This is a genomic window from Microbacterium gawkjiense, assembly GCF_031932225.1.
Classification (GTDB): domain Bacteria; phylum Actinomycetota; class Actinomycetes; order Actinomycetales; family Microbacteriaceae; genus Microbacterium; species Microbacterium gawkjiense.
In genome coordinates this window covers 255,173-269,233 of record NZ_JAUZVV010000001.1, presented here as the reverse complement: position 1 = coordinate 269,233, position 14,061 = coordinate 255,173, and the positions used below count along the sequence as shown (strand labels likewise).

Here is a 14,061-nt window from a genome sequence, read left to right as displayed (position 1 = left end):
ACCGTCGAGGTCGACGCTCCGCCACCGCGGGACGTCTCGTACACATCAAGGAGTGACCATGGCGCAGAAGGATGCATCGGTCGCCGAGCTCACGAAGAACTTCGAGGACTCGAACGCCGTCTTGCTGACCGAGTACCGCGGTCTGACGGTTGCCCAGCTCAAGCAGCTGCGCAACGCGATCCGTCAGGACGCGCAGTACGCCGTGGTGAAGAACACGCTGACCAAGATCGCCGCGAACAACGCGGGGATCACGGCGCTGGACGAGGACCTCAAGGGTCCGTCGGCCGTCGCTTTCGTGCACGGCGACTTCGTCGCCACTGCCAAGGCTCTGCGTGACTTCGCCAAGGCCAACCCGCTTCTCGTGATCAAGGGCGGCATCTTCGAGGGCAACGCGCTCTCGGCCGACGAGGTCAACAAGTACGCCTCGCTCGAGAGCCGCGAGGTTCTGCTGGCGAAGGCTGCGGGCATGATGAAGGCGACGATGGGCAAGGCTGCCGCCACCATCGACGCGCTTCGCGAAAAGCTGGAGACCGCTGACGCCGCGTAAGCGACGAGCGAGCTCTTTTACACACACCCCATCTATCTAGGAGATACATCATGGCGAAGCTTTCCACCGAGGAGCTGCTCGAGCAGTTCGCCGGCCTCACCCTCGTCGAGCTCAGCGAGTTCGTGAAGGCGTTCGAGGAGAAGTTCGACGTCACCGCTGCTGCCCCCGTCGCCGTTGCCGGTGCCGGTGGTGGCGCTGCTGCTGAAGAGGTTGAGGAGAAGGACTCCTTCGACGTCATCCTCGAGGCTGCCGGCGACAAGAAGATCCAGGTCATCAAGGTCGTCCGCGAGCTCACCTCGCTCGGCCTCGGCGAGGCCAAGGCCGTCGTCGACGGTGCTCCCAAGGCCGTGCTCGAGGGCGCGAACAAGGAAGCCGCCGACAAGGCGAAGGAGGCCCTCGAGGCCGCCGGCGCGACGGTGTCCGTCAAGTAAGGTCCCGCACCTTTCCGAAGGCCTCGGATGCTTCGGCATCCGGGGCCTTCGGCCGTTTCCGGGGGATGCCTGGCGTCAGGACCAGGCGGCGTCTCGGACGGCGGCGCTCGATGACCCGGTCGGTGTGGACGTCGAGTTCCGCACCACCAGTCGCGGTCGGATGATGACGCTGGTCGGTTCGGCCGTCGGATCCTCGATGTGCCGCATGAGCAGTTCCACGGCCGTCGCGCCCTGCTCGCGCGGGATCTGCCGCAGCGTCGTCAGGGCGAACATCTCGGCGTTCTCGTGGTCGTCGATGCCGATGACGCTGAGGTCGGAGGGGACCAGGATGCCGAGGCGCCGCGCCGCGATGATGGCGCCGATCGCGACCTCGTCGCACGCCGCCACCAGTCCCGTGGGTCGCTGCGAGGGGTCGCTGAGCAGATCGACCGCGGCGGCGTAGCCGGCGGACATCGTGAGCTCCGCGGGCGTGCGGCTGATGTGGTCGCTGAGCCCCGACTCGCGCATCTCGCGTTCGTAACCCTCGTAGCGCGCGGACTCGACGTGGGGCCACAATGTCGCCGCCGTGCCGCCGAGGAACGCGATGCGGCGGTGTCCCAGCGAGACGAGGTGTGCCGTCGCCAGGGCGGCCGCGTGCGCGTCGTCGAGGGTCACGACGCTCGTCGTGCGCTCAGTGCCGATGATGCTGACGACGGGGCGGCTGAGGGACAGCAGGGTCTCGAGCTCGCTCTCGGCGGGCTCCAGCCCGACCGCGATGAGTCCGTCGAACCTCTTGCGGGTGAGGAACTCGTCGAACACGCGACGGCGGGTTTCGCTGCCCGGATCGGCGTCGTACAGGGTGAGGTCCAGTCCGCGTTCCAGGAGCGCCTGCTGGATGCCCTCGAGGACCTCGGCGAAGAACCATCGGTTGACGTGCGGCATCACGACGCCGACGTTGCGGGTGCGTCCCGTCGCGAGGCTGACGGCGCTCGTCGACGGTGTGTATCCGAGCCGGCGCGCGGCCTCGTGCACACGTCGTCGGGCATCGGCCGACACCTGCGTGCTGCCGGTCAGTGCGCGACTGGCGGTCGCCTTCGATACGCCGGCCTCACGTGCGACGTCGGCGATGGTGCTCATCGGTCCTCCTCGACCCCGTCCGACCGTCCCCTCGGTCGAGGACTCAGCGTAGTGCCTGGAACGGCACTCCGGAACCGGTTCCGTGGGCCGACCGTGAGAGCGGTCTCACGGCTCGAGGGCCCGGGCACTCTAATGGATGCAGAACCTTGATATTTCGCTGTTGTGTCGAAGCGCTACCGCCAAGTAGGTTGTCCTGGAATCGGTTCCCCAAGGATGCGGCCAAGGCTCCTCTGGGCGGACGATGATCCCGAAAGAGGAGAAGTACATGGCATTGTCACAGCGATACCGTCTTCTTGCCCCGGTCGCCCTCCTGGGCGCGGCAGCACTGGTGCTCGCCGGGTGTGCAGAAGGTGGCACCGAGGGCGAAGGCGGCACGGGCGGCGAGGCGAAGAAGACCGTCCGCATCGCCGGAGGCATCACCGGCGGTGAGGCCGACGCCCTCAACAAGTCGTTCGAGAAGTTCACCGCCGACACCGGCATCACGGTCGAGTACACCGGCGACAAGTCGTTCGAAGGAAACATCGTCACGAAGGTCACCGGTGGTGACGCCCCGGACATCGCGATCGTCCCGCAGCCCGGTCTGCTGAAGACGCTCGTCGACACCGGCAAGGTGCTGCCCGCCTCCGACGCGGTCGAGAGTGCCGTCGACGAGAACTGGTCGCCCGACTGGAAGAACTACGGCACGTTCGACGACGAGTTCTATGCCGCTCCCATGCTCGCGAACCTGAAGGGGTACGTCTGGTACTCCCCGAAGCAGTTCGCCGAGTGGGGCGTCGAGATCCCCAAGACGTGGGACGAGATGATCGCCCTCACCGACAAGATCGTCGAGACCACCGGCGGCCCCGCGTGGTGCGCCGGATTCGCCTCCGACGCCGCGTCGGGATGGCCGGGCACCGACTGGATCGAGGACCTCGTCCTGCGCCAGTCCGGCCCCGACGTCTACGACCAGTGGGTGGCCGGTGACGTGAAGTTCACCGACCCGCAGATCAAGGAAGCGTTCGACGCGGTCGGCGACATCCTGCTCAACCCGGACTACGTCAACGCCGGCTACGGCGACGTCAAGAGCATCAACTCGACGGCGTTCGGCGACGTGGCTGCGGCCGTCGCGAGCGGCGACTGCGCGCTCACGCACCAGGCGTCGTTCCTCTCGGCGAACTTCCTCGACGTGCAGACCGCCGACGGCAAGACCCCCGAGGTCGCCCCCGACGGTGACGTCTACGCGTTCATCATGCCGGGCTACACCGAGGGCGAGCTCCAGGTCGAGGGTGGCGGCGAGTTCGTCGCCGGCTTCTCGGACGACGAGTCCACTCAGAAGGTGCTGGAGTTCATGGCCTCGCCGGAGTTCGCCGACGCTCGTGTCGAGCTCGGCGGTGTGATCTCTGCGAACAAGAACGCCGACCCCAGCCTCGCCTCCAGCGAATTCCTCAAGGAAGCGATGACGACGCTCCAGGACGAGTCGACGGTCTTCCGTTTCGACGCCTCCGACCTGATGCCCTCCACGGTGGGCTCGGGCTCGTTCTGGAAGGGCATGGTCGACTGGATCGACGGCAAGGACACCGACACGGTGCTCTCGGACATCCAGGCCGGTTACGAGAACTGATCGTCGCCTGACGATCGGCTGAGCCGAGCGGGGTCGGGCTGCACCAGCCCGACCCCGCTTCTCCCATCCGCACCGCCCGAGTACGTCGTCGTACTCAGAAGGGGACACCCATGTCGCAGACCACCGTCGACAGGCCGGTCGACACCGAACCCGCCGTGACCACTCACGCGCAGGACCCCAAGGGACGATCGATCACCCGAATCGTCGTCGCCGCCGGCTTCGCCCTGATCGTCCTGCTCTTCTTCCTGCTGGCCTTCACGGCCTCCAGCGAGGAGTCGGCACGCATCACCATCGGGTTCTCGCTCAACAGCTTCTTCCTCTGGCTCGGCGGTCTGAACCCGCTGATCCAGATCCCCGTCATCCTGGTGGTGTTCGGGATCGTGGTCGGCATCATCCTCGTGCTGATCGAGTTCGCCCCGCGGCCCGGCCGCGGTTACTTCATCATGCGGTTGGCGGCCTGCCTGCTGATCCCGCTGCTGGCCTTCCTCCTGCTGCGTCCCTACGCGAATGCGGTGGTGTACGTCGTCGCGATCGCCCTGCTGGTCGGTGGACTGCTCTTCTTCGCGGACTTCCGTTCCCGTCAGGGCGCCGGCTACCTGTTCCAGCTGATCCTCTTCATGGCGCCGGCCAGCATCATGCTGATCCTCGGCCTGATCTACCCGGCGATCTCGACGATCTTCAAGTCGTTCTTCGACAAGTCGGGCGAGCAGTTCGTCGGCATGGAGAACTACATCTGGGTGTTCACGAACCCGACCGGTACGGCGTCGGTGGTCAACACGCTGCTGTGGGCGCTTCTGGCACCGACGATCTCGGTCGTGATCGGTCTCGCCTACGCCGTCTTCATCGATCGCGCCCGCGGCGAGAAGATCCTGAAGGTCCTCGTGTTCATGCCCGTCGCGATCTCGTTCGTCGGCGCCGGCATCATCTGGAAGTTCATGTACGACGCCCGCCAGGGCGACCAGGTCGGTCTGCTGAACGCCATCGTCACCGCCTTCGGGGGCGACCCGGTGCAGTGGCTGGCGATCAAGCCGGTCATCAACACGCTCATGCTCCTCGTCGTCTTCATCTGGACGCAGACCGGTTTCGCGATGGTGATCCTGTCGGCGGCCATCAAGGCGGTCCCCGTCGAGCAGATGGAGGCGGCGCAGCTGGACGGCACCAACGCGTGGCAGCGGTTCCGCAACGTCACGGTCCCCGGCATCCGCTCGTCGCTGATCGTCGTGCTCACGACCATCACGATCGCCTCGCTGAAGGTGTACGACATCGTCGCCGTCATGACCGGCGGTCGCGACGAGACGACCGTCCTCGGCTTCGAGATGGTCAACCAGCAGCAGCGGTTCCAGAGCTACGGTCACTCGTCCGCTCTGGCCGTCGTCCTGTTCCTGTTCGTCCTGCCGCTGATCATCTACAACGCCCGATCGATGGCCAAGCAGAGGGAGATCCGCTGATGACCGTCGCAGCACCCACCACACCGGTCGACAACCGCACGGCCCGCCAGGTCGCGCGCGACACCCGCAAGAACGAGGCGATCGCCCACAAGAAGCTGACGTCGAAGGGCGCGACGATCGCGGCCGTCATCATCGCCATCTTCTGGACGATCCCGACGTTCGGCCTCTTCGTCACCTCGTTCCGACCCGGCGCCGACACGCAGTCGACCGGGTGGTGGACGGTGTTCACGAACCCCGACTTCACCCTCGACAACTACTTCGAGGCGCTGAACTCGGGCGGTACGTCGACGACACTCGCCTCGGCGTTCGTGAACTCGCTCGCGATCACCATCCCCGCGACGGTCTTCCCGATCGTCATGGCGGCGCTGGCGGCCTACGCGTTCGCGTGGATCGACTTCAAGGGGCGCAGCGCGCTGTTCGTCTTCGTGTTCGCCCTGCAGATCGTGCCGCTGCAGATGGCCCTCGTGCCGCTGCTGTCCCTCTTCTCGGAGGGGCTCACCATCAACGAGGTGCCGATCTTCCCGGGCTTCGGTTTGAACGACGTGCAGTACAGCTTCGCCCGCGTCTGGATCGCGCACGCCATTTTCGCGCTGCCGCTGGCGACGTTCATGCTGCACAACTTCATCGCGGAGATCCCGGGTGAGGTCATCGAGGCGGCGCGGGTGGACGGCGCCGGCCACGGTCAGGTCTTCTTCCGGATCATCCTGCCGCTGGCCGCGCCGGCGATCGCGTCGTTCGCGATCTTCCAGTTCCTGTGGGTGTGGAACGACCTGCTGGTCGCGACGATCTTCGCCTCGCCGGGCGCCTTGCCCATCACGCAGGCGCTGAACTCGCTGTCAGGAACCTGGGGCAACCGCTGGTTCCTGCAGTCGGCGGGCACGTTCATCTCGATCATCGTGCCGCTCATCGTGTTCTTCGCGCTGCAGCGCTTCTTCGTCCGCGGCCTGCTCGCGGGTGCGACGAAGGGCTGAGCCCGGGACGACGAGAGAGGGGGATGCCGGTGGCCACCGGCATCCCCCTCTTCGTTCGTCTGCGTGTCAGCCGCCGCAGCCGAGGCGCTCCTGCATCGAGGTCATCGCCTGGATCTCGAAGGACTGGCCTTTGATCATGGTCTGAGCGACCGTCCGGACCCGCTCGTCGGAGGCGAGGTCGACGGCGGCCTCGGCCATCGGGATCGCGCCCTCGTGGTGGCGGATCATCAGGGTCAGGAATGAGCAGTCCGCCTGCTGACCGGTGGCCGCCTTGAGAGCTGCCAGCTCGGCGTCCGAGGCCATGCCCATCTGCTCGCGCACCTCTTCGTCCGAGAGGGTCTCGCCCTCGGTGCCGCCGTGCGCATGCCCGGAATCGGATGCCGCCATCCACGCCATCGGCTGGTCGTCGTACTGCGGCAGCCCCCAGCGGACCAGCCAGTCCAGCATCTCGCCGCGCTGCGACGACTGCCCGGTCGCGATGTCGTACGCGAGGGCGCGGAGCTCGTCGTCGTCGGTCTCGGCGTAGATGGTCATCGCCATGTCGACCGCCTGCGCGTGGTGCATCTGCATGTCGCGGGCGAAGCCGGCGTCGGCGGAGCCTTCACCCGGGGTGGAGCCGGCGATGCCGAACGTCGAGAAGCGGCCGATCGCGAACGCCACCGCGGCGATGGCGAGGCCCACGAGCAGCACGACCCACCACGGGGGCAGGGTGCGCTCGGTGCCCGGCTCGTCGCCGACGGTGCCGTCGGTCACTGCTTGCCGGGCGCGTCCAGGGCGCCGGTGCACGCCGCGCCCGGCTCGGGACCGTTCACGTTGCGCCAGTAGGCCTTGATGAACTCGCCGATGCGCTCATCGTCGGGGGAGTCGACCTTCAGCTGCGCGTTCCACGCGCTGACGGCGATGGGGGTGTCCATGTCCTCGTAGGGCGAGAGCACGGTGTAGTCCGAGGGCAGCTGCGCGTCGAGGGCGTCGATGCCCGCCTGGTCGACCTGCGCCGGGTCGTACGTGATCCAGATGGCGCCGTGCTCGAGGGCGTGGACGGCGTTCTCGTTCGGGACGGGCTGGTCGTAGACGCCGCAGTTCAGCCACACCGCGTTGTGGTCGCCGCCGGCGGGAGGGGTCTGCTCGTAGTCGACGACGCCCTCGACGTGGTTTGCGGTGTGCTCGAAGGTCTGCACCCCCGAGATGCCCGAGCCGTCGCCGTCGCCGCGGGCGACGGTCACGGGGCGGGGCGCGAGGAAGTAGGAGGCGGCCACGAGGCCGACGACCACGACGGCGGCGGTGACGCCGACGATCCACCAGGTGGTCTTCGTGCGGCGGCGCTTGGCGAGCTGGCGCTGGTACTCGGCGAGCTTCTGCTGCTTCTGCTGCTCGCGCTGCTGCTTCACGGTGAGGTTCAGCTGCGCCTGCGTGGCAGGGTTGCCGCTCGTGCGCTTGCCGGTGGGATCGTTCGGGGTCATGGGAGTGGCCTCGTCGGTCGGGGTGGGGAGGGCGCAGGTGCGCCGCTCCGATTTTATTCGCCTGCATCTGCACGGGCCCTGGGCGGTGAGCGTTTCATAGGGTCTCGTGACGTGTGGGGCATCCCGCGCGGCTGCGCAAGGGGTGCCTGACGGCGCCCCGCGTCGAGCAGGATGGGGCGATGACAGTGCCCACGCACGAACACGAGATCGGTATCGGTCTGCGGCTGGCGGTGATCGGCGCGGTGCTCCTCATCGTCGCCGTCGCCACCGGGATCGCCGTCGAGTCGACCGACTCCGAACTCATCGACCTCGATTCCTGGTGGAACGCGTACGTCGCGACGTTCCTCCCCGGCATCCGACCCGTGTCGTTGCTCATGAACATCCTGGGAGCGGGGGTCATCGGGACCTACGTCGTGCCCCTCGTCGGCGCGGCGTTGCTGCTCGTGGCCCGGAGGCCGTGGGGTGCGGTCTTCTTCCTGGCCGCGTCCATCGCGGGGGCGCTCGTCGTGCAGGCGCTGAAGGGGATCTTCGGCCGCGTGCGGCCGGAGGAGATGCTCGTCATCTCCGACCACGGGTCGTTCCCGTCCGGCCACACGGCGAACGCCGCGGTGATCGCCACCGTCGCGGTCATTCTCTTCCCGCGCGTCTGGGTGCTCGTCGTCGGAGTCGCGTGGACCCTGCTCATGGCGTTCAGCCGCACGCAGGTCCATGCGCACTGGTTGACCGACACCCTGGGCGGGACCGTGCTCGGTGTCGCAACGACGCTGCTGGTCGCGGCGGCGCTGACGATCCCCGTCGTCCGGGAACGCGAGCGCCGGCTCTCGCTAGGCTGAGCGGCATGAGCGCCGAGGAAGCCGCTGCCGAACTCGCCCGTCTCGAAGCCGAGGCCGCCGCCGCAGAGGCGGAGCTGAAGCTCGCGAAGGCGCAGGCCGCCCTGGCCGCCGCACGTGCGGCGGCCGCACGGACACAGACGGATGCCGCGCCTCCGACCGCGGCCGGCCCGGACGGCGATCCCGCCCCGGCCGCCGACCCTCCGCCGCCCGTCGCGCCGGCTCCGGCCGACGCACCCACTCCGGCCGACGCGCCCGCTCCCGACGCGCCCACCGGCCCGCTCGACGCGGAGGAGGTCGCGCGGATCGTCACGGGGTACACGTTCGAAGAGGAGACGCTCGACCTCGGCGCGCTCGTCAACGGCGACCCGGTCCGCGAGGCGCAGATCCGCATCCCGCTGGCGATGACCAACAGACACGGGCTGGTCGCCGGTGCCACCGGCACGGGCAAGACCCGCACCCTGCAGGGGCTCGCCGAGCAGCTCGCGGCCAAGGGCGTGCCGGTCTTCGCGGCCGACATCAAGGGCGACCTCACGGGGGTCGCCACGGCCGGTGAATCGAACCCGAAGCTCCTGGCCCGCACCGAGGCGATCGGGCAGGCGTGGGAACCGGCGGCATCCGTCACGGAGTACTTCGCGCTCGGCGGCATCGGTACCGGCGTCCCGGTCAGGGCCACCGTCACCGGGTTCGGTCCGCTGCTGCTGAGCCGCGTGCTCGGTCTCAACGAGACGCAGGAGTCGAGCCTCGGCCTCGTCTTCCACTACGCCGACGCGCACGGGCTGCCGCTCGTCGACCTGGCGGACCTGCGCGCCGTCCTCACCCACCTGACCAGCGACGCCGGAAAGCCCGAGCTGAAGGACCTCGGCGGGCTGTCCTCCGCCACGGCCGGTGTCATCCTGCGCGAGCTCATCACCTTCGCCGACGGCGGCGCCGACGTGTTCTTCGGCGAGCCGGAGTTCGACGTCCGCGACTTCCTGCGCACCGCCCCCGACGGACGCGGGATCATCTCGCTCCTCGAGGTGCCCGGCATCGCCGACAAGCCCGAACTGTTCTCGACGTTCCTCATGTACCTGCTCGCGGAGCTGTTCGAGATCCTCCCCGAGGTGGGGGATGCCGCCAAGCCCAAGCTCGTGTTCTTCTTCGACGAGGCGCACCTGCTGTTCCGCGACGCGTCGAAGGCGTTCACCGCGGCGATCGTGCAGACCGTGCGCCTCATCCGCTCGAAGGGGGTCGGAGTCTTCTTCGTGACGCAGACCCCGAAGGACGTGCCGGGCGACGTCCTCGGCCAGCTCGGCTCGCGCATCCAGCATGCGCTCCGCGCCTTCACGCCCGACGACGCGAAGGCCCTCCGCGCGACGGTGGGCACCTATCCGACCTCGGGCTACGACCTCGAACGCGTGCTGCAGGAGCTCGGCACCGGCGAGGCGATCGTGACCGTCATGAACGAGAAGGGCGCGCCGACGCCCGTCGCCTGGACGCGGCTGCGCGCGCCGCAGGGGCTCATGTCCCCGACCCCGGCGGCCGCCGTGCAGGCCGCCGTCGCGGCGTCGCCGCTGCTCGCGACCTACGGCACCCCGGTCGACCGGGAGTCCGCGCGCGAGATCTTGGCCGCGAAGATGGCGGCGGCGGACGCCGAGGCGGATGCTGCCAAGGCCGCCGCCGACAAGGCGAAGGCCGACGCGGAGTACGCGAAGCAGAAGGCCGCGATGGACAAGGCGCAGAAGAAGGCCGAAGCCGACGCGCAGCGGGAGTACGACCGGATCCTCCGCAGCACCGGCGGCCGCACCCGGACCTCGCGTCGAACCGAGTCCTCGCCGCTCGAGCAGATCCTCGGATCGAAGGCGACGCAGTCGATCATCGGCAGCGTCATCCGCGGCGTGTTCGGGAACGGTCGCCGATGAGTGCGGCATCCCGCATCCGTCCGTTCCGTCCCGGGGACGAACCCGCCCTCGCCGAGATCTGCCTGCGGACCGCCGACGGCGGCGGTGACGCGACCGGGATCTTCGAGGACGACGCGATCTGGGCCCACATCTGGGTCCTGCCCTACGTCGAACGCCACCCCGACTTGGCTTTCGTCGTCGAGGACGAGGACGGCACCGTCACGGGGTACGTCGTCGCGACGCCCGACACCGACGCGTTCGAGCGGTGGTTCCACGACGAGTGGTGGCCGCGCCACGCGCACCGCTGGCCGAAGCCCGAGCGCGAGGTCACGCGTCAGGGCGGCACCCTGCTCTACGCCTACAGCCGGGGGGAGAAGCCCGAGCGGTACGCCGAGGAGTTCCCCGCGCACCTGCACATCGACCTGCTGCCGCAGGCCCAGGGAAAGGGCGCGGGGCGCCGCCTCATCGAGACGCTCTTCCACGCGCTCCGCGAGCGGGGTGTCTCCGGACTGCACCTCGTGGCGTCGGCGGGGAACACCGGCGCGATGGCCTTCTACACCCGCCTCGGGCTCGCGCCACTGCCCTCGTCGCCGGGGTCCCGCGCCTACGGCGTCAAGCTATGAGCGGTGCACCGGGATCGGCATCGTCGACGTGTCGATGAGCGGGTCGTCGTCCTGACGCTCGACGACCTCGATCGCCTCCTCGCGCGTCTCGACGGTCGGCACCGAGCCGAGCAGCGGTCGCTTCGCGGTCTCCTTCATCGACAGCAGCGCGATCCCGCCCAGCAGCGCGAAGAACATGATGTAGAACGCGGGCATGTAGGTGTTGCCGGTGGCGTCGATGAGGGCCTGACTGAACAGCGGAGTCGTGCCGCCGAATAGCGAGACCGAGACGTTGTAGGCGATCGCCATCGCGCCGAACCGCGACGCGGTCGGGAACAGGGCCGGCAGCGTGGACGCCGACACGGCGACGTAGAAGGCGACGGGGATCGCCACCATTCCAAGGGCGACGAAGACCGCCCACTCCTGCCCGATCTGCATGATCGCGAACGCCGGGATCATGAGCACGATCGTCGAGCCGGCCGCGATCATGTAGACCGGCCGCCGGCCGATCCGGTCGCTCAGCATCCCGATGAACGGCAGACAGGCCGACATCACGAGCAGCACCGGCACGGTCGCCACGGCCGCGCCGAGGTTCGAGATCCCGACCTCGGTCTCGAGGTAGGTCGGCATGTAGCTCGTGAGGGCGTAGCCGGCGGTGTTCGTCGCCGCGACGATCGCGATGCCGATGAGCACCTCGCGCCAGTGGTGACGGAGGATGCCGCTGATCCCGTGGCGTGCGAGGGGGTCGTCGCGGTCCGGCTCGCCCTCGGTCTCCGCGGCGTTCTCGTAGGCGGGGGTCTCGGGGATCTTGAGGCGGAACCAGATGGCGACGATGCCGAGGGGGATCGCGACGAGGAACGGGATCCGCCACCCGAAGTCGGTCATCGCGGTCTCGCCCCACACCGACTCGGTGATGACGGTGGTGAGGGCGACGACCGAGGCGCCGGCGGCGAAGCCGACGTAGGAGCCCAGGTCGAGCCACGACGACCAGAAGCCGCGTCGCTTGTCGGGGGAGAACTCCGCGACGTACGTGGTGGCGCCGGCGTACTCGCCGCCGGTGGAGAACCCCTGCACCATCTTGAGCAGGTACAGCGGCACGATCGCCCAGAGCCCGATCTGCGCGCTCGTGGGCAGGACGCCGATGAGGGCGGTCGCGACGGCCATCATCGCCATCGTGAAGAAGAGGACCTTCTGCCGACCGATGCGATCGCCGAGCGGGCCGAGGACGAGGCCGCCGATGGGGCGCACGAGGAACGAGATCGCGAACCCGAGGAGGGTGACGAGCAGGTTCCACGGCTCGGGCAGATCGTCCGCGAAGACGACGGAGATCGTGACGGCGAGGTAGCCGTAGATGCCGAAGTCGAACCACTCCATGAAGTTGCCGACGACCGTGCCGCTGATCGCGGTGCGGACGCGCTTCGTGTCGACGACCACCACATCGTCCACGTCGAGGCGTGGCGGGGGCGCCGAGCGGGTGATCGGATCGGAGGACGGGGGTACCGGCTGACGGGATGACCTGGCCATCTCTACACGGTACGCGCGTGGTCCGCGGCCCGCATCCGTGCGGCTGTCCCTTGACAAAACCCGTCCGTCGAGCGGGGGCCGCACCCCTCCGCGGCCGGTCTATCGTGGCGACATGAGCGAGCTCTCCGCCCCAACCGGCCGCGAATCCGCCCTCGTCGCCCAGCCCCGCGCCGACGGCTCCGCGCCGCGTGCGCTGGTCCTCGGATCGACCGGATACCTCGGCGGACGCCTCGTCCCGCGACTCCTGTCGGCGGGGTACCGGGTGCGGGCGCTCGTCCGCACGCCCGCCCGGGTGAGGGCGTTCGTGTGGGGGAGCGAGGTCGAGGTCGTCGAGGGCGCGGCCGAGGACGCCGACGCCGTCGCCCGCGCCGTCGACGACGTCGACGTGCTCTACTACCTCGTCCACTCGATGGGCGGCGGCGGCGACTTCGAGACGAAGGACCTGCGGGCGGCGGAGACCGTGGCGGATGCGGCGGCCGAGGCATCCGTCGGTCGCATCGTCTACCTCGGGGGTCTGCACCCGGCCGGTGTGGAGCTGAGCCCGCACCTGCGCTCGAGAGTCGAGGTGGGCGAGGTGCTGCTGCACAGCGGCGTGCCCACCCTCGTCCTGCAGGCCGGTGTCGTCATCGGGTCGGGGTCCGCCTCGTTTGAGATGGTGCGTCACCTCACCGACGTGCTGCCGTACATGCCGGCGCCGAAGTGGGTGCGCAACCGCATCCAGCCGATCGCGGTGCGCGATGTGCTGCACTACCTGCTCGCGGCGGCGCGGGTCGACTCGGACGTCAACCGGGCCGTCGACATCGGCGGGCCGGACGTGCTCCGCTACGGCCAGATGATGAACGGGTACGCCGTCGAGGCGGGACTGCGCCAGCGCGCGATCGCCGCGCTGCCCGTGCTCACCCCCGGTCTCGCGTCGCACTGGGTGAACCTCGTGACCCCCGTTCCGCGCGCGATCGCCCGGCCGCTCATCGCGTCGCTGCAGAACGAGTGCATCATGGACGACCACGCCGTCGACGAGCTGCTGCCGCGGCCCGAGGGCGGCCTCACCCCCTACCGCGAGGCGGTGCGGCTGGCGCTGCGCAAGGTCGAGGCCGACGCCGTCGAGACGAGCTGGCAGGACGCCGAGGTCTCGTCGGTGCCGAGCGACCCGCTGCCGAGCGACCCCGAGTGGGCCGGCCGGCTCGTGTTCACCGACGAGCAGAGCGCGACGACGTCGGCGAGCCCCGAGCAGCTCTGGCGCGTCATCGTCGGGATCGGCGGCGAGAACGGCTGGTACTCGTCGCCGTTCCTGTGGGCCGTCCGCGGCTGGATGGACCGACTCGTGGGCGGTGTGGGCCTGCAGCGCGGGCGCCGCAGCCGCGGCAAGGTCGCGGCGGGCGACGCGATCGACTTCTGGCGCGTCGAGGCCGTCGAGGAAGGGCGACTGCTGCGCCTGCGTGCGGAGATGAAGGTGCCGGGCCTCGCGTGGCTCGAACTGCGCGCGAGCCCCGAAGGGTCGGGCTCACGGTACGACCAGCGCGCCGTCTTCTTCCCGAAGGGGCTCGCCGGACGGCTGTACTGGTTCGCCGTGCTGCCCTTCCACGGCTTCATCTTCCAGGGCATGGCGAACCGCATCGCGGCCGCCGCCGAGCGCGAGGCGCCCGCCGCCTGAG

Annotated in this window: 13 protein-coding genes; 9 read left to right on the top strand and 4 right to left on the bottom strand. The window is 69.1% G+C overall.

Features of this window, described 5'->3' with window-relative positions; genetic code table 11:
- The first annotated feature begins 58 nt into the window (after window positions 1-58).
- Window positions 59-547 (top strand): 50S ribosomal protein L10, encoded by a 489-nt coding sequence (rplJ, locus tag Q9S71_RS01360; protein ID WP_064002996.1) that lies wholly within the window; start codon window positions 59-61, stop codon window positions 545-547.
- 50 nt (window positions 548-597) lie between these two features.
- On the top strand, window positions 598-978 hold the full coding sequence (rplL, locus tag Q9S71_RS01355) for a 50S ribosomal protein L7/L12 (protein ID WP_018186979.1): 381 nt from the start codon (window positions 598-600) through the stop codon (window positions 976-978).
- Window positions 979-1,053: 75 nt separating this feature from the next.
- Here the strand turns inward: rplL and Q9S71_RS01350 are convergent, their stop codons facing one another.
- Window positions 1,054-2,094 carry a LacI family DNA-binding transcriptional regulator gene (locus tag Q9S71_RS01350; protein ID WP_217530805.1) on the bottom strand — a complete coding sequence of 347 codons (1,041 nt, stop codon included), beginning with the start codon at window positions 2,092-2,094 and terminating at the stop codon, window positions 1,054-1,056.
- A gap of 265 nt (window positions 2,095-2,359) precedes the next feature.
- On the opposite strand from Q9S71_RS01350, the gene Q9S71_RS01345 reads away from it, so the two are divergent.
- The 3 genes from Q9S71_RS01345 (at window position 2,360) to Q9S71_RS01335 (ending at window position 6,113) form a co-directional block, all read left to right on the top strand.
- Window positions 2,360-3,694 carry an ABC transporter substrate-binding protein gene (locus Q9S71_RS01345; protein ID WP_311860109.1) on the top strand — a complete coding sequence of 445 codons (1,335 nt, stop codon included), beginning with the start codon at window positions 2,360-2,362 and terminating at the stop codon, window positions 3,692-3,694.
- A 110-nt stretch (window positions 3,695-3,804) separates the two neighbouring features.
- On the top strand, window positions 3,805-5,142 hold the full coding sequence (locus Q9S71_RS01340; protein ID WP_064002999.1) for a carbohydrate ABC transporter permease: 1,338 nt from the start codon (window positions 3,805-3,807) through the stop codon (window positions 5,140-5,142).
- Entirely contained in the window at window positions 5,142-6,113 is a 972-nt protein-coding gene (locus Q9S71_RS01335) for a carbohydrate ABC transporter permease (protein WP_217530811.1), read from the top strand. Before Q9S71_RS01340 ends, Q9S71_RS01335 begins: the two co-directional genes overlap by 1 nt.
- Window positions 6,114-6,179: 66 nt before the next feature.
- On the opposite strand, the gene Q9S71_RS01330 is transcribed toward Q9S71_RS01335, so the two are convergent.
- Together Q9S71_RS01330 and Q9S71_RS01325 are read right to left on the bottom strand one after the other, a co-directional pair.
- Window positions 6,180-6,866 carry a DUF305 domain-containing protein gene (locus tag Q9S71_RS01330; RefSeq protein ID WP_311860108.1) on the bottom strand — a complete coding sequence of 229 codons (687 nt, stop codon included), beginning with the start codon at window positions 6,864-6,866 and terminating at the stop codon, window positions 6,180-6,182.
- Window positions 6,863-7,573 carry a DUF3105 domain-containing protein gene (locus Q9S71_RS01325; protein ID WP_064003002.1) on the bottom strand — a complete coding sequence of 237 codons (711 nt, stop codon included), beginning with the start codon at window positions 7,571-7,573 and terminating at the stop codon, window positions 6,863-6,865. The genes Q9S71_RS01330 and Q9S71_RS01325 overlap by 4 nt, the downstream gene beginning before the upstream one ends.
- A gap of 179 nt (window positions 7,574-7,752) precedes the next feature.
- On the opposite strand from Q9S71_RS01325, the gene Q9S71_RS01320 reads away from it, so the two are divergent.
- The 3 genes from Q9S71_RS01320 to Q9S71_RS01310 are packed head-to-tail and all read left to right on the top strand — an operon-like array spanning window position 7,753 to window position 10,906.
- Window positions 7,753-8,406, top strand: a complete 654-nt coding sequence (locus tag Q9S71_RS01320) for a phosphatase PAP2 family protein (RefSeq protein WP_311860107.1) — start codon at window positions 7,753-7,755, stop codon at window positions 8,404-8,406.
- Window positions 8,407-8,411: 5 nt separating this feature from the next.
- Window positions 8,412-10,304 carry a helicase HerA-like domain-containing protein gene (locus tag Q9S71_RS01315; RefSeq protein WP_311860106.1) on the top strand — a complete coding sequence of 631 codons (1,893 nt, stop codon included), beginning with the start codon at window positions 8,412-8,414 and terminating at the stop codon, window positions 10,302-10,304.
- A complete protein-coding gene (locus Q9S71_RS01310; protein ID WP_311860105.1) occupies window positions 10,301-10,906 on the top strand; it encodes a GNAT family N-acetyltransferase in 606 nt (201 codons plus the stop codon). The genes Q9S71_RS01315 and Q9S71_RS01310 overlap by 4 nt, the downstream gene beginning before the upstream one ends.
- Here Q9S71_RS01310 and Q9S71_RS01305 read toward each other — a convergent pair.
- Entirely contained in the window at window positions 10,901-12,331 is a 1,431-nt protein-coding gene (locus tag Q9S71_RS01305; RefSeq protein ID WP_422880341.1) for an MFS transporter, read from the bottom strand. The two genes, Q9S71_RS01310 and Q9S71_RS01305, sit on opposite strands and share 6 nt — an antisense overlap.
- Window positions 12,332-12,521: 190 nt before the next feature.
- Here Q9S71_RS01305 and Q9S71_RS01300 point away from each other — a divergent pair, with 190 nt between their 5' ends.
- Window positions 12,522-14,060, top strand: coding sequence for an SDR family oxidoreductase (locus Q9S71_RS01300; RefSeq protein WP_311860103.1), 1,539 nt, complete (start codon window positions 12,522-12,524; stop codon window positions 14,058-14,060).
- Window position 14,061 lies beyond the last annotated feature (1 nt).

Excerpts from the sequence above, each read along its gene's own strand:
- Q9S71_RS01340 (WP_064002999.1), top strand. The coding sequence starts at position 3,805 with ATGTCGCAGACCACCGTCGACAGGCCGGTCGACACCGAACCCGCCGTG.
- Q9S71_RS01345 (WP_311860109.1), top strand. The coding sequence starts at position 2,360 with ATGGCATTGTCACAGCGATACCGTCTTCTTGCCCCGGTCGCCCTCCTG.
- Q9S71_RS01325 (WP_064003002.1), bottom strand. The coding sequence starts at position 7,573 with ATGACCCCGAACGATCCCACCGGCAAGCGCACGAGCGGCAACCCTGCC.
- Q9S71_RS01310 (WP_311860105.1), top strand. The coding sequence starts at position 10,301 with ATGAGTGCGGCATCCCGCATCCGTCCGTTCCGTCCCGGGGACGAACCC.
- rplL (WP_018186979.1), top strand. The coding sequence starts at position 598 with ATGGCGAAGCTTTCCACCGAGGAGCTGCTCGAGCAGTTCGCCGGCCTC.
- Q9S71_RS01350 (WP_217530805.1), bottom strand. The coding sequence starts at position 2,094 with ATGAGCACCATCGCCGACGTCGCACGTGAGGCCGGCGTATCGAAGGCG.
- Q9S71_RS01320 (WP_311860107.1), top strand. The coding sequence starts at position 7,753 with ATGACAGTGCCCACGCACGAACACGAGATCGGTATCGGTCTGCGGCTG.
- rplJ (WP_064002996.1), top strand. The coding sequence starts at position 59 with ATGGCGCAGAAGGATGCATCGGTCGCCGAGCTCACGAAGAACTTCGAG.
- Q9S71_RS01315 (WP_311860106.1), top strand. The coding sequence starts at position 8,412 with ATGAGCGCCGAGGAAGCCGCTGCCGAACTCGCCCGTCTCGAAGCCGAG.
- Q9S71_RS01300 (WP_311860103.1), top strand. The coding sequence starts at position 12,522 with ATGAGCGAGCTCTCCGCCCCAACCGGCCGCGAATCCGCCCTCGTCGCC.
- Q9S71_RS01335 (WP_217530811.1), top strand. The coding sequence starts at position 5,142 with ATGACCGTCGCAGCACCCACCACACCGGTCGACAACCGCACGGCCCGC.